This is a genomic window from Allobranchiibius sp. GilTou38 (assembly GCF_017565325.1).
Taxonomy (GTDB): domain Bacteria; phylum Actinomycetota; class Actinomycetes; order Actinomycetales; family Dermatophilaceae; genus Allobranchiibius; species Allobranchiibius huperziae.
In genome coordinates this window covers 296,461-321,592 of sequence record NZ_JAGEKN010000006.1, presented here as the reverse complement: position 1 = coordinate 321,592, position 25,132 = coordinate 296,461, and the positions used below count along the sequence as shown (strand labels likewise).

At 69.9% G+C, this 25,132-nt stretch carries 20 protein-coding genes and 1 tRNA gene; 15 read left to right on the top strand and 6 right to left on the bottom strand.

Annotated features, from left to right (window positions below):
* Nucleotides 1-238 precede the first annotated feature (238 nt).
* From JOB34_RS06645 to JOB34_RS06635, 3 genes are read left to right on the top strand one after another with little or no spacing between them, the layout of a single operon-like run.
* On the top strand, nt 239-3,628 hold the full coding sequence (locus JOB34_RS06645) for a transglutaminase family protein (protein WP_347813755.1): 3,390 nt from the start codon (nt 239-241) through the stop codon (nt 3,626-3,628).
* 13 nt (nt 3,629-3,641) lie between these two features.
* Nucleotides 3,642-6,293 carry a circularly permuted type 2 ATP-grasp protein gene (locus JOB34_RS06640; RefSeq protein WP_208051955.1) on the top strand — a complete coding sequence of 884 codons (2,652 nt, stop codon included), beginning with the start codon at nt 3,642-3,644 and terminating at the stop codon, nt 6,291-6,293.
* Nucleotides 6,290-7,234: a transglutaminase family protein gene (locus tag JOB34_RS06635; protein ID WP_208051954.1), complete on the top strand. Its 945-nt coding sequence runs from the start codon at nt 6,290-6,292 to the stop codon at nt 7,232-7,234. The genes JOB34_RS06640 and JOB34_RS06635 overlap by 4 nt, the downstream gene beginning before the upstream one ends.
* Before the next feature lie 141 nt (nt 7,235-7,375).
* Here JOB34_RS06635 and JOB34_RS06630 read toward each other — a convergent pair whose 3' ends face one another.
* The gene (locus JOB34_RS06630) at nt 7,376-8,779 is read right to left on the bottom strand and encodes a glutamate decarboxylase (RefSeq protein ID WP_208051953.1); all 1,404 of its coding nucleotides are present in this window, start codon (nt 8,777-8,779) and stop codon (nt 7,376-7,378) included.
* 489 nt (nt 8,780-9,268) lie between these two features.
* On the opposite strand from JOB34_RS06630, the gene JOB34_RS06625 reads away from it, so the two are divergent.
* Nucleotides 9,269-10,456: a cellulase family glycosylhydrolase gene (locus tag JOB34_RS06625; protein ID WP_208051952.1), complete on the top strand. Its 1,188-nt coding sequence runs from the start codon at nt 9,269-9,271 to the stop codon at nt 10,454-10,456.
* 204 nt (nt 10,457-10,660) lie between these two features.
* Here JOB34_RS06625 and JOB34_RS06620 read toward each other — a convergent pair.
* Both JOB34_RS06620 and JOB34_RS06615 read right to left on the bottom strand, forming a co-directional pair.
* Nucleotides 10,661-10,749, bottom strand: a tRNA-Leu gene (locus JOB34_RS06620).
* A 121-nt stretch (nt 10,750-10,870) separates the two neighbouring features.
* Nucleotides 10,871-12,070, bottom strand: coding sequence for a PQQ-dependent sugar dehydrogenase (locus JOB34_RS06615; RefSeq protein WP_208051951.1), 1,200 nt, complete (start codon nt 12,068-12,070; stop codon nt 10,871-10,873).
* Nucleotides 12,071-12,189: 119 nt separating this feature from the next.
* On the opposite strand from JOB34_RS06615, the gene JOB34_RS06610 reads away from it, so the two are divergent.
* From JOB34_RS06610 to JOB34_RS06600, 3 genes are read left to right on the top strand one after another with little or no spacing between them, the layout of a single operon-like run.
* A complete protein-coding gene (locus JOB34_RS06610) occupies nt 12,190-12,567 on the top strand; it encodes a hypothetical protein (RefSeq protein WP_208051950.1) in 378 nt (125 codons plus the stop codon).
* A gap of 55 nt (nt 12,568-12,622) precedes the next feature.
* Nucleotides 12,623-14,173, top strand: a complete 1,551-nt coding sequence (locus JOB34_RS06605; RefSeq protein ID WP_208051949.1) for an ATP-dependent DNA ligase — start codon at nt 12,623-12,625, stop codon at nt 14,171-14,173.
* The gene (locus JOB34_RS06600) at nt 14,170-15,489 is read left to right on the top strand and encodes a M20/M25/M40 family metallo-hydrolase (RefSeq protein ID WP_179480785.1); all 1,320 of its coding nucleotides are present in this window, start codon (nt 14,170-14,172) and stop codon (nt 15,487-15,489) included. Before JOB34_RS06605 ends, JOB34_RS06600 begins: the two co-directional genes overlap by 4 nt.
* Before the next feature lie 24 nt (nt 15,490-15,513).
* Here JOB34_RS06600 and JOB34_RS06595 read toward each other — a convergent pair whose 3' ends face one another.
* Nucleotides 15,514-15,699 carry a DUF5703 family protein gene (locus JOB34_RS06595; protein ID WP_179480782.1) on the bottom strand — a complete coding sequence of 62 codons (186 nt, stop codon included), beginning with the start codon at nt 15,697-15,699 and terminating at the stop codon, nt 15,514-15,516.
* Between the two features lie 39 nt (nt 15,700-15,738).
* Between JOB34_RS06595 and JOB34_RS06590 the strand changes: the two genes are divergently transcribed.
* Nucleotides 15,739-16,104, top strand: coding sequence for a primosomal protein (locus tag JOB34_RS06590; protein WP_208051948.1), 366 nt, complete (start codon nt 15,739-15,741; stop codon nt 16,102-16,104).
* 42 nt (nt 16,105-16,146) lie between these two features.
* Here JOB34_RS06590 and JOB34_RS06585 read toward each other — a convergent pair whose 3' ends face one another.
* Entirely contained in the window at nt 16,147-17,082 is a 936-nt protein-coding gene (locus JOB34_RS06585; RefSeq protein WP_243757799.1) for an aldo/keto reductase, read from the bottom strand.
* Between the two features lie 51 nt (nt 17,083-17,133).
* On the opposite strand from JOB34_RS06585, the gene JOB34_RS06580 reads away from it, so the two are divergent.
* Genes JOB34_RS06580 through mshC form a run of 5 tightly spaced genes read left to right on the top strand, consistent with a single transcriptional unit; the run spans nt 17,134 to nt 21,613 of the window.
* The gene (locus JOB34_RS06580) at nt 17,134-18,195 is read left to right on the top strand and encodes an LLM class F420-dependent oxidoreductase (protein WP_208051946.1); all 1,062 of its coding nucleotides are present in this window, start codon (nt 17,134-17,136) and stop codon (nt 18,193-18,195) included.
* The gene (locus JOB34_RS06575) at nt 18,195-19,013 is read left to right on the top strand and encodes a histidine phosphatase family protein (RefSeq protein WP_208051945.1); all 819 of its coding nucleotides are present in this window, start codon (nt 18,195-18,197) and stop codon (nt 19,011-19,013) included. The genes JOB34_RS06580 and JOB34_RS06575 overlap by 1 nt, the downstream gene beginning before the upstream one ends.
* 9 nt (nt 19,014-19,022) lie before the next feature.
* Complete coding sequence (locus tag JOB34_RS06570) at nt 19,023-19,562, top strand: DUF3090 domain-containing protein (protein ID WP_208051944.1); 540 nt, start codon at nt 19,023-19,025, stop codon at nt 19,560-19,562.
* Complete coding sequence (locus JOB34_RS06565; protein WP_347813754.1) at nt 19,540-20,343, top strand: SCO1664 family protein; 804 nt, start codon at nt 19,540-19,542, stop codon at nt 20,341-20,343. Before JOB34_RS06570 ends, JOB34_RS06565 begins: the two co-directional genes overlap by 23 nt.
* Before the next feature lie 19 nt (nt 20,344-20,362).
* A complete protein-coding gene (gene mshC, locus JOB34_RS06560; RefSeq protein ID WP_208051942.1) occupies nt 20,363-21,613 on the top strand; it encodes a cysteine--1-D-myo-inosityl 2-amino-2-deoxy-alpha-D-glucopyranoside ligase in 1,251 nt (416 codons plus the stop codon).
* 119 nt (nt 21,614-21,732) lie between these two features.
* On the opposite strand, the gene JOB34_RS06555 is transcribed toward mshC, so the two are convergent.
* On the bottom strand, nt 21,733-23,184 hold the full coding sequence (locus tag JOB34_RS06555; RefSeq protein WP_208051941.1) for an HNH endonuclease signature motif containing protein: 1,452 nt from the start codon (nt 23,182-23,184) through the stop codon (nt 21,733-21,735).
* Between the two features lie 266 nt (nt 23,185-23,450).
* On the opposite strand from JOB34_RS06555, the gene JOB34_RS06550 reads away from it, so the two are divergent.
* Complete coding sequence (locus JOB34_RS06550) at nt 23,451-24,191, top strand: dienelactone hydrolase family protein (protein WP_208051940.1); 741 nt, start codon at nt 23,451-23,453, stop codon at nt 24,189-24,191.
* A gap of 234 nt (nt 24,192-24,425) precedes the next feature.
* Nucleotides 24,426-25,079 (top strand): hypothetical protein, encoded by a 654-nt coding sequence (locus JOB34_RS06545; RefSeq protein WP_208051939.1) that lies wholly within the window; start codon nt 24,426-24,428, stop codon nt 25,077-25,079.
* Nucleotides 25,080-25,132: the final 53 nt, after the last annotated feature.

Sequence of the window (25,132 nt, the reverse complement as noted above, 5' to 3'; positions counted from 1 at the left end):
CCTGATGCTCCGGGATGTGACTGCGAAGCCGGTGACTCACGACGGCCGGCGTTCGCGGCGTCGGGACGTCGCCGCAGCGCCGACAACCCACGCCGATCGACGTACGTCGCGGGGAAAGCGACTGCAGGACCGAGGACCCACGCTGCTGCCGTGCGTCACCCGAGAAGTGACCGGATCGAGTCCAGACGTAACACCGGCGCAACCCGGGCACGCCTGGCGACTGCATAGGGTGTGCCTGGTGACGATCCGCGTGGCCCTCCAGCACCGCACGACCTACACCTTCGATCGCCCGGTCACCGTGCATCCTCACACCGTGCGGCTGCGGCCGGCTCCGCACAGCCGTACGCCGATCACGGCCTACTCGCTCACCGTGTCCCCGCGCGACCACTTCCTCAACTGGCAGCAGGACGCGTTCGGCAACTACCTGGGCCGGCTGGTCTTCCCGGAGAAGGTCGGCGAGCTCGACATCATCGTCGACCTCGTCGCCGATATGACGGTCATCAACCCGTTCGACTTCTTCGTCGAGGACTACGCGGAGAACTACCCGTTCGCTTACCCGCCGGAGCTGCAGGCCGACCTCGAGCCGTACCTGCGGCCGGTCGACGACGGCGCGACGGGAGCGGGTCCCGGTCCGCTCGTGCGGCAGTGGGTGCAGGACAAGGTCGAGCAGCCCGACGGCGGCACCCGCATCGTGGACTTCCTGGTCGGCATCAATCAGCGGGTCCGCGACGACGTGGACTACAGCGTGCGCCTCGAGACCGGCGTGCAGCAGCCCGACGAGACGCTGCAGAAGCACCTGGGCTCCTGCCGGGACAGCGCGTGGCTGCTTGTCTCGGTGCTGCGCCAGCTGGGTCTGGCAGCGCGTTTCGTGTCCGGATACCTCGTACAGCTGACGGCCGATCAAGCGGCGATCGGCGGACCGAGCGGGCCCACCCAGGACTTCACCGACCTGCACGCGTGGGCCGAGGTCTACATCCCCGGCGCCGGATGGGTGGGTCTGGACGCGACCTCCGGCCTCTTCGCGGGCGAGGGGCACATCCCGCTCTGCGCGACCCCGCACCCGTCCAGCGCCGCCCCGATCTCCGGCGCCACCGACTTCACCGGGGTGGAGTTCTCCTTCTCCAACTCCGTGACCCGGGTCTTCGAGGACCCGCGGGTCACCAAGCCGTATACGGAGGAGCAGTGGCAGGGCGTCCAGGCGCTCGGGACGCATGTCGACGATCTGCTGACCGAGGGCGACGTCCGCCTCACGATGGGCGGTGAGCCGACCTTCGTGAGCGTGGGGGACACCTCGGACCCGCAGTGGGAGACTGCCGCCGACGGTGCCGAGAAACGCCAGCTGGCAACCCGATTGGCTGACAAGTTGCGTGCGCGCTGGGCGCCCGAAGGTCTGACGCACCACGGTCAGGGCAAGTGGTACCCCGGGGAGCCGCTCCCGCGCTGGCAGATCGGCCTGCTCTGGCGGCGCGACGGACAGCCGCTCTGGCGCGACCAGTCCCTGCTCGACGACCCGTGGTCGACGCCGCGGGTCGAGACCGGCTCGACGGCCGCGGGGGAGTCGGTACGCGCTCTGGCTCTCGCGATCGCCGCACGGCTCGGCGTTCCCGCGGAGGGGACGCGTGCGGCGTACGAGGACCCGCTGAACGAGCTGCTCACCCAAGCCCGCGAGCCCCGCGGCGAGCGACCGGGCGAGCGCGTCACTCCCGAGTCGAGCACCGAGCAGCGCGAGCGCGAGTTGGCCGCTGTCGACGCCTCCGCAGGTATGCCGGCCGGTTGGGTCGTGCCCGTCTTCTCAGACCCGGACGGCGACGGGTGGGCGACCGCACACTGGCGCACCCGCCGCGAGCGCCTCTTCCTGATGCCCGGCACCTCCCCGCTCGGCCTGCGCCTCCCGTTGGCGTCGGTGGCCTGGACCGAAGCGCCGTACGTGCCCGACCAGTCGCCGTTCGCCGCTCGTGGTCCGCTTCCGTCGATCGACCCGGTCACGGCGGCCGACGACGTGCCGCCTGCGCCGGTCCGCGACATCGAGGACTCGCCACGCACCGCCCTGGCAGTGGAGGAGCGCGACGGTCACGTCTTCGTCTTCCTGCCGCCCTGCGACGACTTCGAGCACAGCGTCAGCCTGCTGGCTGCCATCGAGGGTGCGGCTGCGGCGACGGGCGTCCCCGTGGTGCTGGAGGGGTATCCGCCGCCCGGGGACGGCCGCGTCGAGACCCTCAGTGTCACGCCCGACCCCGGGGTCATCGAGGTCAACCTGCAGCCCACGAGCAGTTGGCCGGAGCTGGTGCACCTGACCGAGAGCCTGGACGACGACGCCCGCCACTCCCGGCTCGCGACCGAGAAGTTCGACCTCGACGGCACGCACACCGGCACCGGTGGCGGCAACCACATCACTCTTGGCGGGGCGACCCCGGCCGAGAGTCCGATGTTGCGGCGACCGGACCTGCTGCGCAGCATGATCACGTTCTGGCAGCACCACCCGGCGCTGTCCTATGTCTTCTCGGGCCGGTTCATCGGGCCGACCAGCCAGAGCCCGCGGGTCGACGAGGGCCGCGCGGAGACCCTCTACGAGCTGGAGATCGCCTTCGCCGAGCTCGAGCGCGTCACGAGCGAGCCCATGCAACAGGGGAAGGACTCCTTGCCCTGGCTGACCGACCGGCTGCTGCGCCACCTGCTCACCGACATCACCGGCAACACCCACCGCAGCGAGTTCTGCATCGACAAGCTCTACAGCCCCGATTCCGACCGCGGCCGTCTCGGGCTGCTGGAGATGCGCGGCTTCGAGATGCCGCCGCATCCCCGGATGGCGCTGGTGCAGGCACTGCTCGTGCGCACCCTCGTGGCGCGCTTCTGGGCCGAGCCGTACGCCGCGCCGCTCATCCCGTGGGGCACGCGGCTGCACGACCGCTTCCTGCTGCCGGCTTTCGCGGCGGCCGATCTGCGCGACGTCATCGACGACCTCAACGCGTTCCTGAGTGAGAGTGGCACCGACACACCGCTCTTCGACCCCGCCTGGGTCGGGCCGTTCCACGAGTTCCGCTTCCCGCGGTTGGGCGAGGTCGACGTCGCGGGCGTGCACCTGGAGCTGCGGCAGGCGCTGGAGCCGTGGAACGTGCTGGGTGAGGAGGTCGGCCTGGGCGGTACGTCGCGCTACGTGGACTCCTCGGTCGAACGCGTCCAGGTGAGCGCGACCGGTCTGCTGCCCGAGCGGCACGTGGTGACCTGCAACGGCGTCCCCATGCCGTTGCTGCCGGTCCCCGGTTCGGGCGGTCAGGTCGCGGGCGGCGTGCGCTACCGCGCGTGGGCCCCGCCGTCGGCGTTGCACCCGACGATCGGCGTCCACTCGCCGCTCGTCTTCGACCTCGTCGACCGCTGGAACGACCGCTCGCTCGGCGGTTTCACCTACCACGTGACCCACCCCGGCGGCCGCTCGTACGAGCACTACCCGGTGAACGCCGCCGAGGCGGAGACCCGCCGGGGAAGCCGTTTCGAGGCCGCCGGCCACACCGCCGGTCCGGTCGACACGAGCGCGTGGCCGGCCACCGCGAGCACGGCGTACGCCAGCGTCGACTATCCCGCCACGCTCGACCTGCGACGCTTCTCAGCCGGCCACAAGGCGACCTCGTAGCGTGGACGGGACCATGACGACCTCCGCCGACGTGATCGAGCGCTACCGCGACAGCCTCTCCGAGGCCCGATCACCGCTCGCCGGACAGGATCTCGGCATCCCGTACGACGAGACGTTCGGCGCCGACGGCGCCCTCGCCCCCAGCGCAGACCTCGTGCGCGACATGGGCGCGCTCGGCGCGGGCGGCCTGCGGTCGCTGCAGGCCGGGGTGCGCCGGCTGGTCAACGACGACGGCATCACCTACGGCGTGGCGCCCGAGGGTCGTCGAGCCGGCCGGTGGCGCCTGGACGCGCTCCCGGTCATCCTCGACCGCGCCCAGTGGCAGGTCATCGAATCGGGCCTGTCCCAGCGGGCCGAGCTACTCGATGCGCTGCTGACGGACCTCTACGGCCCGCAGCGGCTGCTGGCCGACGGCACCATCCCGGCCGCTGCGGTCTTCGGGCACGCAGGGTTCCTGCCCGCGGCGTACGGCACCTCGCTGCCCGGCCCGCGGCAGCTGATCCTGCCCAGCACCGACCTCGCCCGTGACGCCGACGGTCGGTGGACGGCGCTGGCTGACCGGGCGCAGGCCCCGTCCGGCGCCGGATACGCGATGGCCGACCGACGGATCGTCGCGCGCGCCCTGCCCGGCCTCTACCGCACCACCGAGCTGAGCCGGCTGCGTGGCTTCTTCGACGACGTGCGCGACGCCCTGCTGGCGGTCGCCCACGAGCGCGACCGCCAGCCGCGGGTCGTGCTGCTGTCACCCGGCCCGGCGAGCGAGACCGCGTTCGACCAGGCCTTCGTCGCCACCCTGCTCGGGCTGCCCCTTGTGCAGTCGGAGGACCTCGGGATGCGTGACGGCAAGGTCTGGTTGCGCACGACGGGCCGCGAGGAGCAGGTCGACGTGATCCTGCGGCGCGTCGACGCGTCCTGGTCGGACCCGCTGGATCTGCGCGCCGGCTCCCGGCTCGGCATTCCCGGGCTCGTCGAGGCGACCCGCAGCGGCCACGTGAGCGTGGTCAACCCGCTCGGTGCGGGCGTCCTGGAGAACCCAGCGCTGGCTCCCTACCTCGATCGGGCCAGCCGCGCACTGCTCGGTGAGGAGCTGCGGTTGCCGTCGGTGCGCACGCTCTGGTGCGGCGACGACGAGGCCCGCCGCGAAGGGCTCGCACGGCTCGGCGAACTCGTCATCACCCCGATCGACCGGGAGACGGGGGAGCCGACCGTCTTCGGGTGGGAGCGCACGCACGCCCAGCTCGCCGACCTGAAGGCGCAGATCGAGAGCGAGCCGTGGCGCTGGACCCTGCAGGAGCCGGTCGCGATGTCGACCACTCCGGTCGTCGCGGACGACGGACTCGCTCCACGACGTCTGGTGCTGCGCGCGTTCGGCGTCGCCAGCGAAGGCGGATACCGTTGGATGCCAGGTGGTCTGGGCCGGTTGTCGCGGGACGAGACCAGCCGTCTGGTGTCCAACGCGGCGGGCGGGCAGGCCAAAGACGTGTGGGTACTGGCGTCCGCCGACATCGAGCGCACCGACCGTGACAACGCCCACCTGTGGCTCGCGCGGCCGCTGCCGGGCATGTACCGCTCGGTCGCCCTCGCGCCGCGCGCCGCCGGCGACCTCTTCTGGCTCGGTCGTTACACGGAGCGCGCGGAGTCCTCCACCCGGCTCGCGCTGATCTGCGATGACCTCGTCGCGGACCACCTGCGGCGGTCGGCCTCACCGGGGTACGCCGCGATGGCGGTGCTGCTCGCGGCCCTCACCGAACTGACCACCGTGCGACCGGGATTCACCGGAGCGCACGCTGAGACGGCTCTCGCGGCGCCGGTGCGCGAGTTGCGGATCCTGCTGAGCGACTCAGGTCGGATCGGCACCATCGCCTACGACATCGAGGCGGTCGTGCGCACCGCGCACGCCGCCCGCGAGCTGCTGTCGGTCGACACCTGGCGCGTGCTCGGCCGCCTGCAGGAGGCGCTGGACGGGCTGCCGGAGGACGGCGACGGCGCCGACGACCCCGTGCAGGACGTGCTCGGCCAGGCACTGGAGCTGCTGATCGCGCTGGCCGGGCTCAACGCCGAGAGCATGGTGCGCGATCTGGCGTGGGCGTTCCTGGACGCCGGGCGGCGTACCGAGCGCGCCCTGCGCACCGTCGACCTGCTGCGCCAGACCCTCGCGCAGGAGCGCCCGCCGGTCGTGGACGGCCAGCTGACCGAGTCGGTGCTGCGCGCGTGCGACAGCCTGATCACTCACCGTCGCCGGCTGACGGCGGGTCAGGGGCCGGCATCCCCGGTGCAGGCAGCGCTGGACCTGCTGCTGCTCGACCCGGCCAACCCGCGCTCGGTCCGTTTCCAGCTCGACCAGCTGGAGATCGCGCTGCGCGAGGTGCCGAACGCCGAGGTCACGCTCCAGATCACGCAGATCCGTGGGCTGCTCACGGGTGTCGACCTCGACGAGATCTGTGCGGCCCGGCGTACCGGACTGCAGCAGCTCGGTCACGACCTGCACGAGCGGCTCACCGCGCTCGGCGCGGCGATCGAGAACGCCCACTTCGGTCGTCCGAGCACGCAGCAGGCGATGCGGGTCAGCGAGCTGATCGAGCCCGAGGGGTTCGCTCAGGGGATGGACGGCGGGCTCACCCAGCAGCTCGGCGGCATGACCCAGACGATGGCGGGGGACTCGTGATCACCACGCAGTTGCATGCGACCCGGTGGTACGAGGTGCGGCACCGCACCAACTACTACTACGAGGACTACGTCACCGCGTCGTACGGGCGGGCCTGCCTGCGCCCGCGGGCGACCCCGCACCAGCAGGTCACGTCCAACGTGGTCGAGGTCAGACCGGGGGCGGATGTGCTCACCGAGCACACCGATCTCTTCGGCAACTTCAGCCACTACCTCGAGGTACGCACCCGGCACACCGAGCTGCGGGTGTCCAAGACCAGTGTCCTGTCGGTCACCGTGCCCGAGGTGGACGTCGATGCGTTGAATCGCTGGACCGTCGCCTCGGCGGCGCGCAACCTGCGCGAGTCCGCGGACGTGCCGCGTGCGACGTACGCGGCGTACACACTGCCGTCCAGCCTCGTGGAGCTGACCCCTGCGGTACGGGAGTACGCCGCGTCGATCCTGCCGCCCGACCGTCCCCTCGGTGAGGCGCTGGCCGACCTCTACCACCGGGTGTTCGAGGACTTCCACTACACGAAGGGCGCGACGGGGGTGTCGACCACGCTGGACGAGGTGCTCGCGAACCGGCGTGGCGTCTGCCAGGACTTCGCACACCTGGGGGCAGGGTGCCTGCGGGCCGTCGGGCTGCCCGGGCGGTACGTCAGCGGGTACATCGAGACGGCGCCCCCGAAGGGCAGGCCCAAGCTCGAGGGGTCGGACGCGACGCACGCCTGGGTCGCGGCGATGGTCCCCGGCGGCGACTGGGTGGACCTGGACCCCACCAACGACCACTTCGCCGACTCCCGCTACCTCACGACCGCGTGGGGCCGCGACTTCCGTGACGTGTCGCCGTTGCGCGGGGTCATCTACACCGAGAGCAAGACCAGTCGCCTCGAAGTCCTGGTCGACGTCATTCCACTGGACCCCGCCGACCTGCCGCCCCGGCTGCTGTCGGTGACCTGAGCCGCGCTGCGCCCCCGGTAGCGGCCGTCGTACGTCGTGGAGGGGGTTCTGCGTCTGCGGCCAGGGCTGCAGCACTGTCCGCGGACGCAGAACCCCCACCTCGTCGGGTTACGAGGTGGGCGAAGGCGCCGGTCCGACCCCTCAGTGGTGGAAGGACGTCGGGCCGCTGCTGCCGACCTTCGCCACGTCCTTCTGCAGCGTCGTGGTGACCGACGTGAGGTCGTGCAGGAAGAGATCGGCGAGGTCACGGGAGAACCCGTGCCGGCAGACGATGCGCAGCACGGCGAGGTCGGTGCGATCTTGCGGGAAGGTGTACGCGGGCACCTGCCAACCGTGTTCGCGCAGACCGCGTGAGACCGCGAAGACGTCCCACTCGGTGACGTCGTCGCTGGTGGTGAAGGCGAAGACCGGCAACTGGTCCCCGCGGGTGATGAGCCGGAAGGGGCCGAGCTTCTCGACCTCGCCGGCCAGCCAGGTGGCGACGTCGCGGGACGCCTGCTGCACCGCGACGTACCCCTCGAATCCGAGGCGGAAGAACGTGTAGTACTGCGCGATGACCTCCGACCCTGGGCGAGAGAAGTTCAACGCGAACGTGGGCATGTCGCCGCCGAGGTAGTTGACGTTGAAGACCAGCTCCTTCGGCAGAGCGTCCGCGTCGCGCCAGATCGCCCAGCCGACACCGGGATACACCAGCCCGTACTTGTGACCTGAGGTGTTGATCGAGGCGACCCGGGGGAGGCGGAAGTCCCAGACGAGGTCGGGATCGAGGAACGGAGCGATCATCCCGCCGGACGCGCCGTCGACGTGGATGGGGACGTCGGGTCCGCCGCTTGCCGCCAGCTCGTCCAGCGCGGCGGCGATGTCCGCGACCGGTTCGTAGCTGCCGTCGAAGGTGGATCCGAGGATTGCGACCACGCCGATGGTGTTCTCGTCGCAGTGGGCGACGGCCTGCTCGGCGCCCAGATGCAGCCGGTCGCCCTCGACGGGGACGAGGCGCGGCTCGACGTCCCAGTAGCGGCAGAACTTCTCCCAGCAGACCTGCACGTTCGCGCCCATCACCAGGTTCGGCTTCCGGGAGGGGTCGGCACCGGTGCGGGCGGCCCAGCGGCGCTTGAGGGCCATCCCGGCGAGCATGCACGCCTCGCTGGATCCGGTCGTCGAGCATCCGGTCGCGACGTCGGCCTCGGGTGCGTGCCACAGGTCGGCGAGGATCGCCACGCACCGGTTCTCGATGGCGGCCGTCTGGGGGTACTCGTCCTTGTCGATCATGTTCTTGTCGACGGATTCGGCCATCAACTGGTGCGCCTGCGGCTCCATCCAGGTCGTGACGAACGTGGCCAGGTTGAGGCGGGCGCTGCCGTCGAGGAGCAGCTCGTCGTGGACCAGTTGGTACGCCACCTCCGGCGGCACCGGGTGCTGCGACAGGGTGTTGAGGGGCGGGATGATCTCGTTCTCCAGCGCCGGGTCGGCGAGTCCCAGGAACGGGTTCCCCTCGCGTCGTCCTGGAGAGTGCCGGGCAGGGACGTTGTCACCGTGGAGGGCCATGAAGGTCACTATCCCAGCGGGACCTGCGCATTCGCTGCCGGATGGTCCAGGACGTCCCCGCCGTTCGTCGCCGCGGGGGTTCTGCGTCCGTGGCCAGTGCTGCAGCCCTGGCCACGGACGCAGAACGCCCACCTCGTTATGGAGACGAGATGGGCGTGACGCGCGTCACCGGCCGCGCCGCACGCTGGGCCGTCCACCTGTGGGGACAGGCACATCGAGACCCTGGAGGATGCCCTCGACCAGCGCCGCTGCCGGGCGTCGGAGCTGGCTATGATTCGCCAGTCGGATGTACAAACTGACCAAGTAAATATGGGCCCTATGGACTTACAGCTTGCAAGGTCTTAAAATGACTATCGAACTGCCATCGGGATGACTGTCAGAGAGGCATCAATGACACACCATTCGGACATCCCCGCAGATCGGCTTCCGTCGCGACGAAATGTCTTGACCGGTGCGGGTGTGCTGGCTGCGATAGGAGCCGCCGGCGCCATGACTAGCGCATCGGCTCTCACGCGCGCGCCGATCCCTTCGACCACGCCGAACGCCGATCGGTATGTAGGTGTCAGCAAAGGTCAGTTCGTACTGAACGGTCGAAACATACGTTTCGGCGGGGCGAACAACTACTACCTGCACCAGAAGTCGCATTATGCGATCGACGCGTTGCTGAACGACGCAGCAGCGATGGGTCTGTCGGTGATCCGTGCGTGGGCATTCGCTGACGGCGTCAGTCCCATGTACGCAGCGTTGCAGCCAGGCCCCTACGTTTACAACGAAGCTGCGTTCGACTCCCTGGATTACGCCGTGTGGAAAGCCGGCCAGCTAGGGATCCGCCTCGTACTGGTCCTCACCAACAACTGGAAGGACTTCGGGGGGATGCAACAGTACGTCTCGTGGTTCCTGCACAGCAATGCTGCGATCGATCACGACAAGTTCTATACCAACCGCGAGATAGTCGCATGTTACAAGGCGTACGCCCAGCATGTCATCCAACGGCGCAACCGGTACACCGGGCTCGCTTACAATCAGGATCCGACCATCATGACGTTCGAATTGGCCAACGAGCCTCGTAATCGCAGTGATCCCTCGGGCGCCACGATCTTGGCATGGGTCGAGGAGATGAGCGCGTGGTTCAAGTCTCTGGCCCCTCGTCAGCTCGTAGCAATCGGCGACGAAGGTTTCTATGGGCGGGAAACGAGCCTCGATTATCCGTATTCGAATTACGAGGGCAATCACTGGGAACCGCTTCTCGCCGTCCCGCATGTCGATTACGGCACCGTGCACCTCTACCCCGCCGCCTGGGGCGAAACACCGAGCGGTAGACGCAGGGTCGATCCGGTCGCCTGGGGAACCACCTGGATCACCGACCACCTACGTGACGGCAAGCGAATCGGCAAACCGGTGGTCATCGAAGAGTTCGGCCTGCAGGTCAACGCTCGTGATGGGATCGCAACCGAGCGAGCGCGTACTGCCGGGTACGCGCAGTGGACCGATGCTGTCCAAGCCCATGGCGGCGCTGGCGACCAATTCTGGTTGCTCGCCTCGCGTGTAGGCAGCGGGTCGTACTACCCCGACTACGACGGTTTCACCATGTTTTGGGACAACCGCGCGTCCAACAAGACCATCGAAGCTGCTCATGTGCTCAGCACCCATGCCAAGCAGATGTCCGGACAGGCGTAGCGTCCGCCCATTCGTTCATCGACTTCAGGAAGAGCTGACCTGGAGCGACGGTTGACTCGGATTCCGCCTCCTGCGGCACGTCTGGCGCACAGTGAGTCTGGTCCAGTTTCGCCGAGAGGGCACACCACTGTCGTGCCGACTCTGCTGCGGAACCCATTCGGCACGCTCGGAGGTCCCTGACCTGATAGGACCGCAAGCGAGCTGTGGTGTCCGAGGGGGGACTTGAACCCCCACCCTCTAATACGAGGACTAGCACCTCAAGCTAGCGCGTCTGCCTATTCCGCCACCCGGACGAGGTGTACGACGGCCACCCTGGGAGGCGGGCCGACGACGCGAAAGGCTAGCACGCTGTAGGCCCGTGACCCGCATCGGCAGCAGCCGCCGGGCGACCGTCGTACGTCTGAGGGAGGCCGGTCAGGAGCTCGGCGCGTGCGGTGTCACCCGGAGCACCTTGTCGGCCTTCCCACCGTTGTCGGTGGTGACGTAGAGCGCCCCGCCGGGCCCGGTCTGGACCGTGCGCAGCCGCCCGAAGGTCTTGTTCAGCTCGGGCATCAGCTCCTGCCGGATGACCTTGCCGGCCTTGTCGAGGGTGAGGATGCGCACGCCCTCGCCCTTCAGCTCGGCGACGGCCAGCGCGCCGTTCCAGCGACCCCAGGCGGAGCCCTGCAGGAAGGTGATCCCGCACGTCGCGACCGTGCTCGAGCCCGACGACCACTGGGCCCGGACGGCGTGCGGGAACTTCTTCAGGTCGGTCATCGGCACGGACTCGTTGTAGCCCGGCACCGGGTCGTACCCGTAGTTGCCGCCGTTGTACGCGATGTTCGTCTCGTCGTCACGGGTGGTGCCCTGCTCCTGGGTCCACAGCTGCGAGGTGCCCGGGCGCATCGCGAGCCCCTGCACGTTGCGGTGCCCGTAGCTGGTCACGTACCGCGCGTTGCCGCCCTTGGAGTGGAACGGCGTGTTGGTGGGGATCTGCCCGTTGGCGCCGACCCGCAGGGTCTTGCCGCCGAGGGAGGAGTAGAGGTTCTGCGGGTTCGTGCCGGTGGCGGCATCGCCCGTGCCGACTGCGAGCCAGTAGCCGGGCACGAACCGCAGTCGGCACCCGCTGTGCCGGCCGCTCGTCACCGGCAGCCCGGACAGGATCGTCTTCTCCCTCGTGGCCGACTTCCCGTCGTCGGACATCGCCCACCGGATGACCCGTGCGTCGACCGCCTTGCCGCCGCGCTCGTAGGTCTGGCACGTGTAGAAGTACCGGTGCACGGTCGTCGGATCGACGACCAGGCCCTCCAGGCCGCCCTCGCTCTGCACGAAGAGGTCGCCCAGCGGAGCCTTGATCGTGCGCACGCTGCCGGACGCGGTGCGCATGGTGAGCACCCCCGGACGCTGGGTGGTGAGCATGTCGCCGTTGCGGAAGAACGACACGTCCCACGGGTGGTCCAGGCCGGACATGACCGTCTGTACGGCGGGTGCCGCAGCCGCCTCGGCAGATCCACTAGCGCTGCCGGACACCGCCGAACACGCCATCGTGACGGCGGCGGTGCCCGCGACCGCGGCGACGGTGAGGCCGGCGCGTAGCGAACAGGGGATACGGCGGTGACCGGTGTGAGGACTCATGAATCGACGCTAGACCGCGAGCCCCCACCTGTGGGGAGGCGTGCTCCGCCGCGTCCGGCTGCTCCTCCAACCACTCGGGCGCCCGCAGCGTCCTGGATACAGAGGGAAGTGGAGGACTGATGAAGCGGGTATCGGTGTGGGTCGCGGGCCTTTTGGCCGTGGCAGCTGTGGTCGGCGGCTGCGTCTGGTACTTCCATGACGACGGGAGGGTCACCTACGACCGCCGCGATGTCGCCGTTGGCTCGTACGGCCCAGTGCCCGGGGATACGGCCGCCCTCAGCCTGCGATCCGCGATGCTGTCCTCGGGGGACCGGGACGTCGCCGCCATGGTGGTCAGCGAACCGTCGAGCCGGGTCGTCGTCGCCATGAGCTATGAGCAGTTCAACTGCAACGGCTGCGCCAGAACGGCGGAAGGGTTCCTCGCCTCCGCGACCGTCCACCTCCGCGATCCCCTCGGGGGCGCGTGGTCGTCGACCGGCTCACCGGCCGCCCGGTGAGATACGCCACGAGCCCCTGACGCCGGGTGTCGGAGGGCACCAGCACACTGGGCGGATGCTGCTCGCAGATCTGGTCGCCGTCTCCGCACAGGTCGGCGCCACGCGCTCGCGCAACGCCAAGACCCAGCTGGTCGCCGAAGTGCTGGCCGCCGCCGCTGAGGTGGAGCCGGACGAGGTGGAGGTCGTCGCGGCGTACCTCTCGGGTGTGCTGCCGCAACGCCGAGTCGGCGTGGGATACCGCACGCTCGCGGCGACGCCGGCGCCGTCCGCGACGCCTGGCCTCACCGTCGCGCAGACCGACGAGGCCATGCAGCAGCTCGCGGACGCCGGCGGACCCGGTTCGGCGGGTGCTCGCGAGCAGATCCTGCGCACCCTGCTCGCGTCGGCCACCGCCGCCGAGCAGACCTTCCTCAGAGGCCTCATCACCGGAGAGCTGCGCCAGGGCGCCCAGGACGGCGTCATGCTGGCGGCGATCGCGTCGGCCGCGCAGGTGCCGGCGCCGGCAGTGCGACGCGCGGTCATGCTGGCCGGCTTCACGGCGCCGGTCGCCTCGGCAGCGCTCCGCGGGGGTGCGCCGGCGCTCGCGGAGATCGGTCTGGTGCCGGGGCGTCCACTGCGGCCCATGCTGGCGGCGTCGGCGACCACCGTGGGCGACGCGATGCAGGCGGTCACGACTCCGGGCGACGCCGTGGGGGTGGAGTGCAAGATCGACGGCATCCGCATCCAGGCCCACAAGCTGGACGAGGAGGTCCGCCTCTTCACTCGCAGCCTGGAGGAGGTCACCGACCGTCTCCCGGAGATCGTGGAGGTGGTGCTCGCCCTCCCCGGCGAGCGGCTGGTGCTCGACGGTGAGGTGATCGCACTGCGCGAGGACGGGGTCCCGCAACCCTTCCAGGTGACCGGCGCTCGCACCGCGAGTCGCAAGGACCCGGCGCAGCTGCGGGTGGAGACACCCGTGACGCCGTGGTTCTTCGATGTGCTGCACATCGACGGCGACGACCTGATCGACGCACCCGCGCGCGAGCGTTGGGAGCGGCTGACCGCGCTGGTGCCGCAGGACTACCTGATCCCACGGGTGCAGACCGCGGATCCGGAGGTCGCGCAGCGGTTCTTCCAGGAGAAGGTGTCGGCCGGCCACGAAGGCGTGGTCGTGAAGTCGCTCGATGCGCCGTACGCCGCCGGGCGTCGCGGTGCGGGGTGGGTGAAGGTCAAACCCCGGCACACCCTCGATCTCGTGGTGCTGGCCGTCGAGCGCGGCAGCGGACGGCGCACCGGCCTGCTGTCCAACATCCACCTCGGCGCTCGCGATCCGGAGTCGGGCGAGTTCGTGATGCTGGGCAAGACGTTCAAGGGGATGACCGACGAGATGCTGGCGTGGCAGACCGAGCGCTTCACCGAGCTGGCCACCGAGGACGACGGGTGGACCGTAACGGTGCGACCCGAACAGGTCGTCGAAATCGCCTTCGACGGTGTCCAGCGCTCGACCCGCTACCCAGGCGGGATGGCGCTGCGTTTCGCCCGCGTGCTGCGGTATCGCGACGACAAGCGGGCCGAGGAGGCCGACACCGTGGCGCTGGTGCGCGAGGTGGCACAGTGGGAGTCATGACTGACGTGCAGCCCGAAGACGAAGTCGTCCAGCTCTGCCAGGACCTGATCGGCATCGACACCAGCAACTACGGCGACGGCAGTGGCCCAGGGGAGCGCAAGGCCGCCGAGTACGTCATGGGCCGCCTCGAGGAGGTCGGCCTCGAGCCCGAGCTCGTCGAGAGCGAGCCCGGCCGGGCGAGCGTGCTGGTCCGGATCGAGGGCGAGGACTCCGAGCGGGGCGCCCTCGCCGTGCACGGCCACCTCGATGTCGTCCCCGCGAACGCCGAGGACTGGTCGGCCGATCCGTTCGGCGCCGAGATCCGCGACGACTGCGTATGGGGCCGTGGCGCGGTCGACATGAAGGACATGGACGCGATGATCCTGGCCTGCGTGCGCGAGCTGGCCCGCACCGGCAAGAAGCCCGCACGCGACCTCGTCATCGGGTTCCTGGCCGACGAGGAGGCCGGCGGCGTCAAGGGCTCGCAGTGGCTCGTACAGAACCGCGCCGACCTCTTCGAGGGCGTGACCGAGGCGATCAGCGAGGTGGGCGGCTACTCCGTCACCGTCCGCAACAAGGAGGGCGCCGACCAGCGTGCCTATCTACTGCAGACGGCGGAGAAGGGCATCGCCTGGCTCACGCTGCGCGCCCACGGCCGCGCCGGGCACGGATCCCTGGTCGCCGACGACAACGCCGTCGTACACCTCGCCGCCGCGATCGCGCGCATCGACGCGCACCCGTGGCCGCGAGAGTTCATCGCCTCGGTCCGCGATCTCTTCGACGGCTTGTCGGACCTGACCGGCAAGCCCTACGACGACGACTCGATCGACGATCTGCTGCCCGACCTGGCCGGCGCGTCGGCGTTCGTCAACGCCACGCTGCGCAACACCGCGAACTTCACGATGCTGAACGCCGGCTACAAGCACAACGTCATCCCGCAGAGCGCGAGCGCGTCGCTGGACTGTCGCTTCCTGCCCGGTCACGAGGAGGAGATGATGTCGATCATCTCCGAGCTGGCCGGTGAGCACGTCGAGGTCGAGGTCGTGCACAAGGACATCGCCCTGGAGGCGCCGTACGACGCGCCGCTCGTGGAGAAGATGAAGCAGGCGCTCCTGGCCGAGGACCCTGGCGCCGCGATCCTGCCGTACTGCCTGTCCGGTGGCACCGACAACAAGGCGTTGGCCACTCTCGGCATCACCGGTTACGGGTTCGCGCCGCTGCGGCTGCCCGCGGATCTGGACTTCTCGTCGATGTTCCACGGGGTCGACGAGCGGGTGCCGGTGGACGCGCTGAAGTTCGGCACGCGGGTGCTGGGCGGCTTCCTCGCCGACTGCTGACGGTCTGCGCCCGGCGGGACGTCGTCAGGCCGTGCGCTGCACGCGGATGATCTTGCGACGCAGCCACACTCGGCGATGACCGCCGATGTAGAGGCGGACGCGCGCGAGCTCCCAATGGCCGTACTCGGCCTCATCCGCCAGGATCTGGCGAATGTCACCCCGGCTCGCGTGCCGCGGGAAGCGCAGCATGCGGTACTCGTACTCGATCATGACTGCCTATTGTGCGACACACCCGATACGGTCGGGGGCATGCCCATCGATCCGCGAGTTGCACTGCAGCGCTTCACCGACGCGCTCGAGGAGCACCTGGCCGCATCACGCGCGCGGCGGGGCGAGAACGATCCCGCGGTCGTCGAGGCGTACCGCCGGGTCGCCGACGCCTTCGACGCGTACGACGAGTCGTTGATGGATGCGTTCGGCGAGGTCACGCCCCTGGAGGTCTACGAGGGCGACGAGGACGAGGACGACCTCGACGACGACCTGGACGACGATGACGACGAGGCCTCGGACGATCGCGAGGATTCCGAGCTCGACGATTCGGACGAGGACGCCGCCGAGGACCTGGACGACGAGGACGTCGAGTTCGAGTCGGGCCCGGCCACGCCGGGTCGCTGAGGCATCTCGGCCCGCGCGTGCGCGGCCGAGTCGCTCACGCCGTCATTCGGCGTGCAGCGACACCTCGTCGAGTGCGTCCCGGACCTGATCGGGCAGGTCGATCACGTCACTGCCCAGGGCCATCCGCAGCTGTCCCGGAGTCCGCGCGCCCACGACCGCCGCAGCGATGCCCGGCCGCTCCCGCAGCCACGTCAGCGCCACCTGCACCGGACTGATCCGCAGCCCCTCGGCGGCGGTCGCGACGGCGTCCACGATCGTGCCCGAGCCGGTGTCCACGCGTCGACGCGCCCAGTTGTCGTGACGCCCACCCGCGGCGCGCGAGTCGGCCGGTACCCCGTGTCGGTACTTGCCGGTCAGCACCCCGCCGCCCAGCGGCGCCCAGGCGAGGATCCCGGAGCCCAGGTGCTCGGCCGCCGGCAGCACGTCGTCGTCGGCGGTCCTGGCGACCAGGCTGTACTCGATCTGATCGGCCACGACCGGCACCCCCTCGGCCTGCAGCAGCGTCGCCATCCGCGCCAGCTGCCAGCCGTTGTGGTTGGAGACCCCGACGTACCGGGCGCGCCCGGACGAGACGGCGTACGCCATCGCCGAGACCGTCTCCTCGATGGGAGCGTTGTCGCCCCAGGCGTGCACCATCCACAGATCCACGTGGTCGGTGCGCAGCCGGCGCAGGGAGGCATCGAGCTGGTCCAGCAGGGTGCCGCGCGAGGTGTCGACGACGCGCGTGCCGGTGGTGCGGGAGATCCCGGCCTTCGTGGCCAGCACCAACTCCTCGCGGCAGGACGCGGTCAGCGATCCCAGGATCTCCTCGCTGGCGCCGTCGCCGTACCCGTACGCGGTGTCGAGCAGGGTGCCGCCTGCGTCGCGGAAGGCGTCCAACAGCTCGGTCGCAGTGTCCTGGTCGACCTCGCTGCCCCACCCCATCGTGCCGAGCGCCAGGGCACTCACCCGCAGACCGGACCGTCCCACCGTTCGCATGCGCACGGTGCACACCGTAGGCCCCGAAGCCGGTGCGTTAGCGTCTGGTCCATGCGACTTGGGCTCAACCTCGGCTACTGGGGCACGACCGGCACGGACGACCTGGAGAGCATGGTGACCCTCTCGCGCGAGGCGGATCGCCAGGGGTACGCCGTGGCGTGGCTCGCCGAGGCGTACGGCTCCGACATCCCCTCCCTCGCGGGGTACCTCGCAGCGCACACCCCGCAGATGGGGTGGGGCAGCGCCATCATGCAGATCCCGGCGCGGACACCCGCGATGACCGCGATGACCGCCGCCACGCTCGACAGGATCACCGGCGGGAAGTTCCACCTGGGGCTCGGCGTGTCCGGTCCGCAGGTCAGCGAGGGCTGGCACGGCGTGCGCTTCAACGATCCGCTGGGCCGCACGAGGGAGTACGTCGAGATCATCCGGGCGGCGTTCGCCCGCAAGAACGTCGAGCACGAGGGCAAGCACTTCCAGCTGCCGCTGCCCGACGGCCCGGGCAAGGCGCTGCGCCTGCTCCTGCTGCCTGAGCGCCCCAACGTGCCGATCTACCTCGCATCGATCGGCCCCAAGAACCTGCAGCTGACCGGCGAGATCGCCGACGGCTGGCTCGGTATCTTCGTCAGCCCCGAGTACGTCGGCGAGCAGCTCGCCGCGATCCTGGCCGGCCGTCAGAAGGCCGGTCACGACGATCTGGCCGGTTTCGACGTCGCCGCCTCCGTGAGCGTGAGCGTCGACGAAGACCTGGACGTCGCGGCCGGCCGGCTGCGCGCGAACGCCGCCCTCTACATCGGCGGGATGGGCTCGCGGGACAAGAACTTCTACAACAAGCTCGCCGTGCGGATGGGCTTCGAGCAGGAGGCCGGCACGGTGCAGGACCTCTACCTGCAGCGCCAGCACCGCGAGGCCGCCGCAGCCGTCCCACGGGACTTCATCGACCAGACCTCGCTGATCGGGCCGCGCGACCGCATCGCGCAGCGGCTGCACCGGTACGCCGAGGCGGGCGTCACGACCATCAACGTCGCGCCGGTCGGCGACACGCTCGAGGATCGGCTGGCCACCCTGGTGCTCATGCGCGAGGTGCTCGACGGCGAGGGTCTCGCGGACTGATGGCGACCCTTCTGCTCCTGCGCCACGGCCGCAGTTCGGCCAATACCGCCGGTGTTCTTGCCGGTTGGACACCCGACGTCCACCTCGATGACACCGGCCGCGAGCAGGTCAAGCGGCTGTCCGAGCAGCTCGCGGACCTCCCGCTGGCGCGCATCGTCTCCAGTCCGCTCGAACGCTGCCAGGAGACGGCCGCCGCCGTGGCCGCTCCCCACGCCGGTCTCCAGGTCGAGACCGACGAGGACCTGGGGGAGTGCAAGTACGGCGCGTGGACCGGCCGCAAGATCTCCGAGCTCGCCAAGGAACCGCTGTGGCGCACCGTGCAGGACCACCCGGCGGGTGCCGTCTTCCCTCCTTCTGAGGACTTCGAGTCCGAATCGCTGGCGGGGATGCATGCCCGCGCGGTTGCCGCGGTACGACGTTTGGACGCGGAGATCGAGGCCCAGCACGGCAACCAGGCGGTCTGGTGCGCGGTCTCGCACGGTGACGTGATCAAGGCGATCCTGGCGGACGCGCTCGGACTGCACCTCGACCAGTTCCAGCGGATCATGACGGGCCCGGCGTCGCTGTCGGTGGTGCGCTACACCCCGAACCGGCCGTTCGTCGTACGCGTCAACGACCAGGCGCGCGACGTCGCGGATCTCATGCCGACCAAGCAGGAGTCCAGCGGTGACGCCACCCCCGGTGGCTCCACCGGAGTCGCGGAAGAGTCCGATCAGGACACGGCGACGACCGGCTCCGACAGCGTGGGCGAGGCCGCAGGTCACGACACGGTCGCGACCGGGTCCACCGGGTCATCTGCCGTCGATGTCGCCGATTAGAGTCTGAGCATGCGTTTGTTGGAGTTCGAGCACCCGGACCGGTTCGTCGCCGGCACCGTGGGCCCGCCCGGAGGACGCACCTTCTTCCTGCAGGCCGTCCAGGGCCGGGCCGTGGTGTCCGTGTCCCTGGAGAAGGAGCAGGTGGCGGTGCTCGCCGAGCGCGTCAACGACCTGCTCGACGAGGTCGACGCGACCGCCGACGTCCCGCAGGCTCCGCAGGACAACGACCCGCTGAGCACGCCCATCGACGACGAGTTCCGGGTCAGCACCATGAGCCTGGCGTGGGAGGCCGACCGCAAGGTGGTCGTCATCGAGTGCCACGACCGCGAGGTGTCGCTCGAACCCGACGAGACCGGCGCCGACCTCGTCGAGGTGACCGAGCCGGACGCGAGCCTGATGCGGGTGGTGCTGCGACCCGAGTTGGCGCGCGAGTTCGCCCGCCGCAGCCTGGCCGCCGTCGCGAGCGGCCGTCCGCCGTGCCCGTTCTGTGGAGAGCCCCTCGAACCCACCGGCCATGTCTGCCCCCGTGCCAACGGCTACCGACGCTAGCTCCGCCGACATCCTCGCGACTCTGCGCGAGGGCGAGTTGGAGATCGAAGGCCGGTTGGTCGACGCCTCCAACGTCGCACTGCGCGTCTGGGCCGGCACCGACGACCCGATCGCCGCTGTCTACAAGCCGATTCGCGGGGAGCGTCCCTTGTGGGACTTCCCGGACGACTCCCTGGCCGCCCGCGAGGTGGCGGCGTTCACGGTGTCCGACGTCGGCGGCTGGGACCTCGTGCCTCCGACGGTCCTGCGCGAAGGCCCCCTCGGTGCGGGCTCGGTGCAGCAGTGGATCGGTCCGTTGGACGAACGGCCCGATCACGAGCTGTTGCGGGTCGACCGTGGTTCGGACGTGCCCGAGGGCTACGTGCCCATCTGGTCGGTGCTCGACGACTACGACCGGTCCCAGATCGTGTCGCACTCCACCACTCAGGCGCTACGCGACCTCGCCGTGCTCGACGCGGTCATGAACAACGCGGACCGCAAGGCCAGCGCGATCATCGTGGACGAGGGCCGGGTGTGGGCGATCGACCAGGGACTGTGCTTCAACTCCGCGCCGAAGCTGCGGACCTGCCTCTGGGGTTTCGCCGGCGACCCGATCGACCAGGAGAACCTGCTGCGCCTGGAGCGGCTCGCGACGTTCCTGCGGGAGGACAACCCCCTCGAAGGACTGCTGACGGAGGTCGAGCTCGAGGCCCTGCGGTCACGGTGTGCCCGGCTGCTGCGGGAGGAGACCTACCCGAAGGTGCCTGAGGGGCGCACACCTCTGCCGTGGCCGCTCTGGTGACCCGGATAGGCTGACCGGCGTGAAGTCGTGGCCCTCTCCGAAGATTCCCACCATCGAGGGCAGCGGCCAGGACCTGAGGTTGCACAACCCGGTGACCGGTGCGCTCGACACCGTCGAGCTGCGCGACGACACCGCGCGGATGTACGTCTGCGGGATCACGCCGTACGACGCCACGCACCTCGGTCACGCCGCGACGTACGTGACCTTCGACCTGGCGGCTCGCGTCTGGGTCGACGCCGGGCGCCAGGTGCTCTACGTGCAGAACGTCACCGATATCGACGACCCGCTCCTGGAGCGCGCCGCCCGCGACGGCATCGACTGGCGCGACCTCGCTCACCGTGAGGTGTCGCTCTTCCAGGACGACATGACGGCGTTGCGGGTGCTCGCGCCGGACCACTTCGTCAGCGTGGTCGAGACGATGCCGCGGCACGTCGACGTTGTCAGCCGACTGCTCGCCTCCGGCGCGGCGTACACCGTCGCGATCCCCGACGGCGACGGCGCGTTGGATGGCGCGGCCGACGTCTACCTCGACGTGTCCCAGCAGTCGTCGTTCGGCGACGTCAGCGGATGGGACCGCGCCCAGATGATGTCCGTCTTCGCCGACCGTGGGGGAGACCCCGACCGTGCCGGCAAGCGTGACCAGCTCGATCCCCTCCTGTGGCGTGGTGCCCGTGAGGGCGAGCCGTCGTGGGACGGCGGCGCGGTCGGCCCGGGTCGCCCGGGCTGGCACGTGGAGTGCACCACCATCGCGCTCGACCACCTCGGCATGGGTTTCGAGCTGCAGGGCGGCGGGACCGACCTGCGCTTCCCGCACCACGAGATGAGTGCGGTGCAGGCCGTGGCACTCACCGGTGACAAGCCGTTCGCCGAGCACTACGCCCGTCAGGCCATGGTCGGCTACGACGGCGAGAAGATGAGCAAGTCCAAGGGCAACCTGGTGCGGGTGTCGGAGCTGACCCGCGCCGGGCACGACCCGATGGCGGTGCGCCTCGTGCTGCTCGACCAGCACTACCGCACCGAATGGGAGTACACCCCCGAGCTGCTCGCTGCGGCCGAGCAGCGGCTCGAGCGTTGGCGGGCCGCGGTGACCCGCGGTGCGGATGAAGGCGCCGAGGTGCTCGTCGACGGCATTCGTCGCGCGCTCTGCGACGACCTGGACGCGCCGCGTGCACTGCAGCTGATCGACGAATGGTGCACGGCGGCCACTGCAGACGGCGCTTCGCCGGCGGTGGCGCGGGCCATCGACGCGCTGCTCGGCATCGCCCTCTGACCTGCTCGTATCCCGCCCGGGCCTACGTGCTCTGCGCTCCCCGCTTGCTTTCACCCTGACGGCGTTCGCGTTCGTTGACGGTCTTTGAACGCCGTCGACGAACGTGAACGCCGTCAGCGTCATGCCGCGCCTTGTCCCTGGTGGCCGGGTCGCTGGGGCATGAGTCCGGGGGTGAGGTCCCAGGTGACGCCGGTGGCGGTGACCTGAGCTGTGAGCAGGTCGCGGTGCACGATGGTGTGGTGCCTGGCGCACAGCAGTGCGGCGTTGCTCAGGGTGGTCTGTCCGCCGGCCCACCAGGGCCTCACATGGTGGGCATCGCACCAGTCCGGCGGTCGGTCGCAACCGGGGAAGGTGCAGCCTTCATCGCGGTGGATGATCGCGGTGCGCAACCCGCCGGTGAAGAGGCGTTTCGCCCGGCCGAGGTCCAATGGTTCGGACTCACCACCCAGGACGGCGGGGATGAGGTCGGCGTCACAGGCCAATCGCCGTAGGGTCCCGGCGTCGAGCAGGTCACCGTTGATCGTCCGCCCGATCCCAGGTAGGTGACTGGGTGGATCATCACCGCTGCCAGATTCGAGCTTCCCCGCCGCGTGCAACTGGTCGATGAGGGTCTGGTGGTCCAGGGTGATCACGATCTTGGCCGACCCGCCGACGGTGCCGGTGTGGTGGGAGCGGTCCCCGTCCAGTAGTCGGGCCGCCACCTCGGCGAGCTCGGTCAGTGCGTCCGCACGCCGCTTGCCTGCGGTGCGAGCGTCGCGCTCGGCCACCGGTGACGCCGACTCGTCGGCGCAGGAAGCTGGTGCGGGGGCGGCCAGGGCCTGGATGGCGTGTTTGATGACCGCCGCGTGCCCGGTGGAGAGGTCTGCGGTCAACCGGGTCAGTCCGTTGGGCAGGTCGGCCCAGGTCAACGTCTCACACGCCTGCTGGTGCTCCTCCTGCGCGACCAACACCTCGGGGGCAAACCGGCCGATGATCCGCGCCGACAGGTCCCGCAACGTGCGGGTCCCGGTGTGCGACAACGCCAGGTACCAGCACAGCACCTCATCCCGATCCGCACCGGGGATCACCGGCAACACCTTCGGGACCTCCCGCAACGCCACCCGCGCACAGTGCACCGTGACCACCCCCGCGGCCAACGCGTCCGCCACCACCCGGTTGCGCGGGTCGGCGCACCCCGTGGCGACCGAGCCGATCCGGCGGAAGACAGCCGGCTCGGCTGTCACGGGCGCACCCGCCATACCGGCGGCGTTGGATTCGGCGACACACGCACCGACCCATCCGCCCGCATCGGTCGCAGTGGAGTTCGCGACCACTCCGCGGGTGACCGCCTCGGTCGTGGCGACCGCCGCCAAGGACTCCGCACGTGAGCCCAACCCGACCATCGTCGCGACGAACCCACCCAGCTCCGCCTCACCGAGTTGGTACAACGCACCGGGCCACCCCTGCAGATCCGTCACCAACTCGGCCAACCGAGCCAGCAGTGCAGCCGCAGCACCCGGCCCGGCTGGCACCAGCCCTGAAGCGGGCGGAAGCGGTGCATCAGGCACCCGTGAGATCCCCTCGACACTCATCCGCGCCCACCCCCTCCCCGGTTGCCTGGCGGGCCTGCGATGTACGTCTTATCGTACGCGCGTTCGAAGTGCGACACAAGGGCAAATCGACCGAATAGTCATATTTGCCAGTAGTATTCGCGTCAGACTTATCCACATCCTCCTCGTGGCCGAGCAGTTTTCCACACCCGAGAACGTGCACCTTGCGGCCCAGCGGATCTGGTCAATCGAGTCACGGTGACACCCGCCATCGAGATGGTCAGGCTGCCTATGTAACGTCCGACCACATGATGATCGAAGTGCAGGCAGCGTCCGGTCCGGCCGAGGCATGGGTGTCCACGCCGGACGGGGGCGGCACCCACCCCGGCGTGCTCTTCTACATGGACGCCATCGGCCTGAGACCGCGGTTGCACGAGATGGCCGACCGGATCGCCTCATGGGGATACGTCGCCCTGGTGCCGAACGTCTTCTACCGCGACGGTACGGCCGCGCAGACGTCACCCGCCGGGGAGCTCGACTCCGATGAGGCCCGCACCGCGTTCTTCGAGAAGGCGATGCCTCGCGTGCACGGGCTCATTCCCGACCAGTCGCGCCCGGACACCGACGCGTGGCTCGATGCACTGACATCCCGGGACGACGTGAGCACCCCGGTGGGCGTCGTCGGTTACTGCATGGGCGCACGTCTCGCCGTCCGCGCCGCCGGCGACCACCCCGACCTGGTCGCCGCGTGCGCGGGATTCCACGGCGGGGGACTGGTGACCGAGGACGCGGACAGCCCGCACGCCAGCCTGTCGACGGCGCGCGCGGAGTTCGTCTTCGGGCACGCGGACAACGACCGTTCGATGACGCCGGACAACGTGCGCACTCTCGGCGAGGCGCTGGACGAGGCACACCTCACCGCGAGCAACGAGGTCTACACCGGCGCGCCGCACGGCTACTCGATGTCCGACACGGCGGCCTACGACCACGAGGCCACGGAGCGGTCGTTCAGCGAACTGCGCGCCGTGCTGGACCGCACCCTGCGCTGAGGCGCTCCGAGCCGTCGGCGCGACACGCCGAGGTGTCCTCGACACCGGCTGCTCGCGGCGGATGGCGTCCGTGGGAGAGCCGCAGGATGCCGTGCGTACGTTCGCGGGCGCCAATCCGGCAGGCTGGCCTCTACGAACCACGGGCGACCACCGCGACTGCTGCCCGGCCCACGGCGGCAGCGCGGCGGTCCGCCCACGTGCACGTCATCGCGTCTCGCCCGTCGAAGGATGATCATGAAGCTCCGCAGCACGGCGATCGTCGTCCTGGCCGCCGCACCCCTCGTGCTCACCGGGTGCGGAAGCTCCTCCACGAGCGGTACGTCGCCCACCACGACCTCCGCTTCGTCGACCTCGAAATCGACGACCCCGTCCACGCCATCGACGAGTTCGTCGTCGTCCAGTTCGGCAGATTCGATGGCAGGGATGTCGATGGCGCCGGGGCAGACCATGGGGGCGACGCCGCCGAAGAAGGCACTGATGGTGTGCGGTGGCGATGTGCCGACCAACATCAGGGATTCACTCAAGCTGAGTGCGACCCCCAAGGGCACCGGCAAGTGGGCGGACAACCTCTTCACCTGCACGTACCCCCTGGCCGACGGCAACCTGGTCCTGCGGGTCAAGCAGTCCACGAACGACGCGACGGCTCGCGCCTATTTCGACTCCCGCAAGGCCGCCGCGGCGAAGGCGTCCACTCTGAGCGGTCTCGCGTCGCTGGGTCTCCCCGCGTACGAGACGGCCGGCGGGACTGCATCGTTCGTGCGGGACAACCTCACGCTCGAGGTCGACGCGACCGCCATGAAGTCGGTGGTCGGGGTCGAGAAGACGACCCGCAAGGACTTCGCCTACACGGTGGCCTCGTTTGTGCTGGCCTGCTGGCGCGAGCACTGACCCGCCGTGTAGTCCCGGCGGTCGGCTGACTGGAGGTCGCGGCCGGCCGCCCC

Bases quoted from the DNA above. Each gene is read 5' to 3' on its own strand.
- JOB34_RS06640 (WP_208051955.1), top strand. From the start codon at position 3,642: ATGACGACCTCCGCCGACGTGATCGAGCGCTACCGCGACAGCCTCTCC.
- JOB34_RS06630 (WP_208051953.1), bottom strand. From the start codon at position 8,779: ATGGCCCTCCACGGTGACAACGTCCCTGCCCGGCACTCTCCAGGACGA.
- JOB34_RS06625 (WP_208051952.1), top strand. From the start codon at position 9,269: ATGACTAGCGCATCGGCTCTCACGCGCGCGCCGATCCCTTCGACCACG.
- JOB34_RS06615 (WP_208051951.1), bottom strand. From the start codon at position 12,070: ATGAGTCCTCACACCGGTCACCGCCGTATCCCCTGTTCGCTACGCGCC.
- JOB34_RS06610 (WP_208051950.1), top strand. From the start codon at position 12,190: ATGAAGCGGGTATCGGTGTGGGTCGCGGGCCTTTTGGCCGTGGCAGCT.
- JOB34_RS06605 (WP_208051949.1), top strand. From the start codon at position 12,623: ATGCTGCTCGCAGATCTGGTCGCCGTCTCCGCACAGGTCGGCGCCACG.
- JOB34_RS06600 (WP_179480785.1), top strand. From the start codon at position 14,170: ATGACTGACGTGCAGCCCGAAGACGAAGTCGTCCAGCTCTGCCAGGAC.
- JOB34_RS06595 (WP_179480782.1), bottom strand. From the start codon at position 15,699: ATGATCGAGTACGAGTACCGCATGCTGCGCTTCCCGCGGCACGCGAGC.
- JOB34_RS06590 (WP_208051948.1), top strand. From the start codon at position 15,739: ATGCCCATCGATCCGCGAGTTGCACTGCAGCGCTTCACCGACGCGCTC.
- JOB34_RS06585 (WP_243757799.1), bottom strand. From the start codon at position 17,082: ATGCGAACGGTGGGACGGTCCGGTCTGCGGGTGAGTGCCCTGGCGCTC.
- JOB34_RS06580 (WP_208051946.1), top strand. From the start codon at position 17,134: ATGCGACTTGGGCTCAACCTCGGCTACTGGGGCACGACCGGCACGGAC.
- JOB34_RS06575 (WP_208051945.1), top strand. From the start codon at position 18,195: ATGGCGACCCTTCTGCTCCTGCGCCACGGCCGCAGTTCGGCCAATACC.
- JOB34_RS06570 (WP_208051944.1), top strand. From the start codon at position 19,023: ATGCGTTTGTTGGAGTTCGAGCACCCGGACCGGTTCGTCGCCGGCACC.
- JOB34_RS06555 (WP_208051941.1), bottom strand. From the start codon at position 23,184: ATGAGTGTCGAGGGGATCTCACGGGTGCCTGATGCACCGCTTCCGCCC.
- JOB34_RS06550 (WP_208051940.1), top strand. From the start codon at position 23,451: ATGATGATCGAAGTGCAGGCAGCGTCCGGTCCGGCCGAGGCATGGGTG.
- JOB34_RS06545 (WP_208051939.1), top strand. From the start codon at position 24,426: ATGAAGCTCCGCAGCACGGCGATCGTCGTCCTGGCCGCCGCACCCCTC.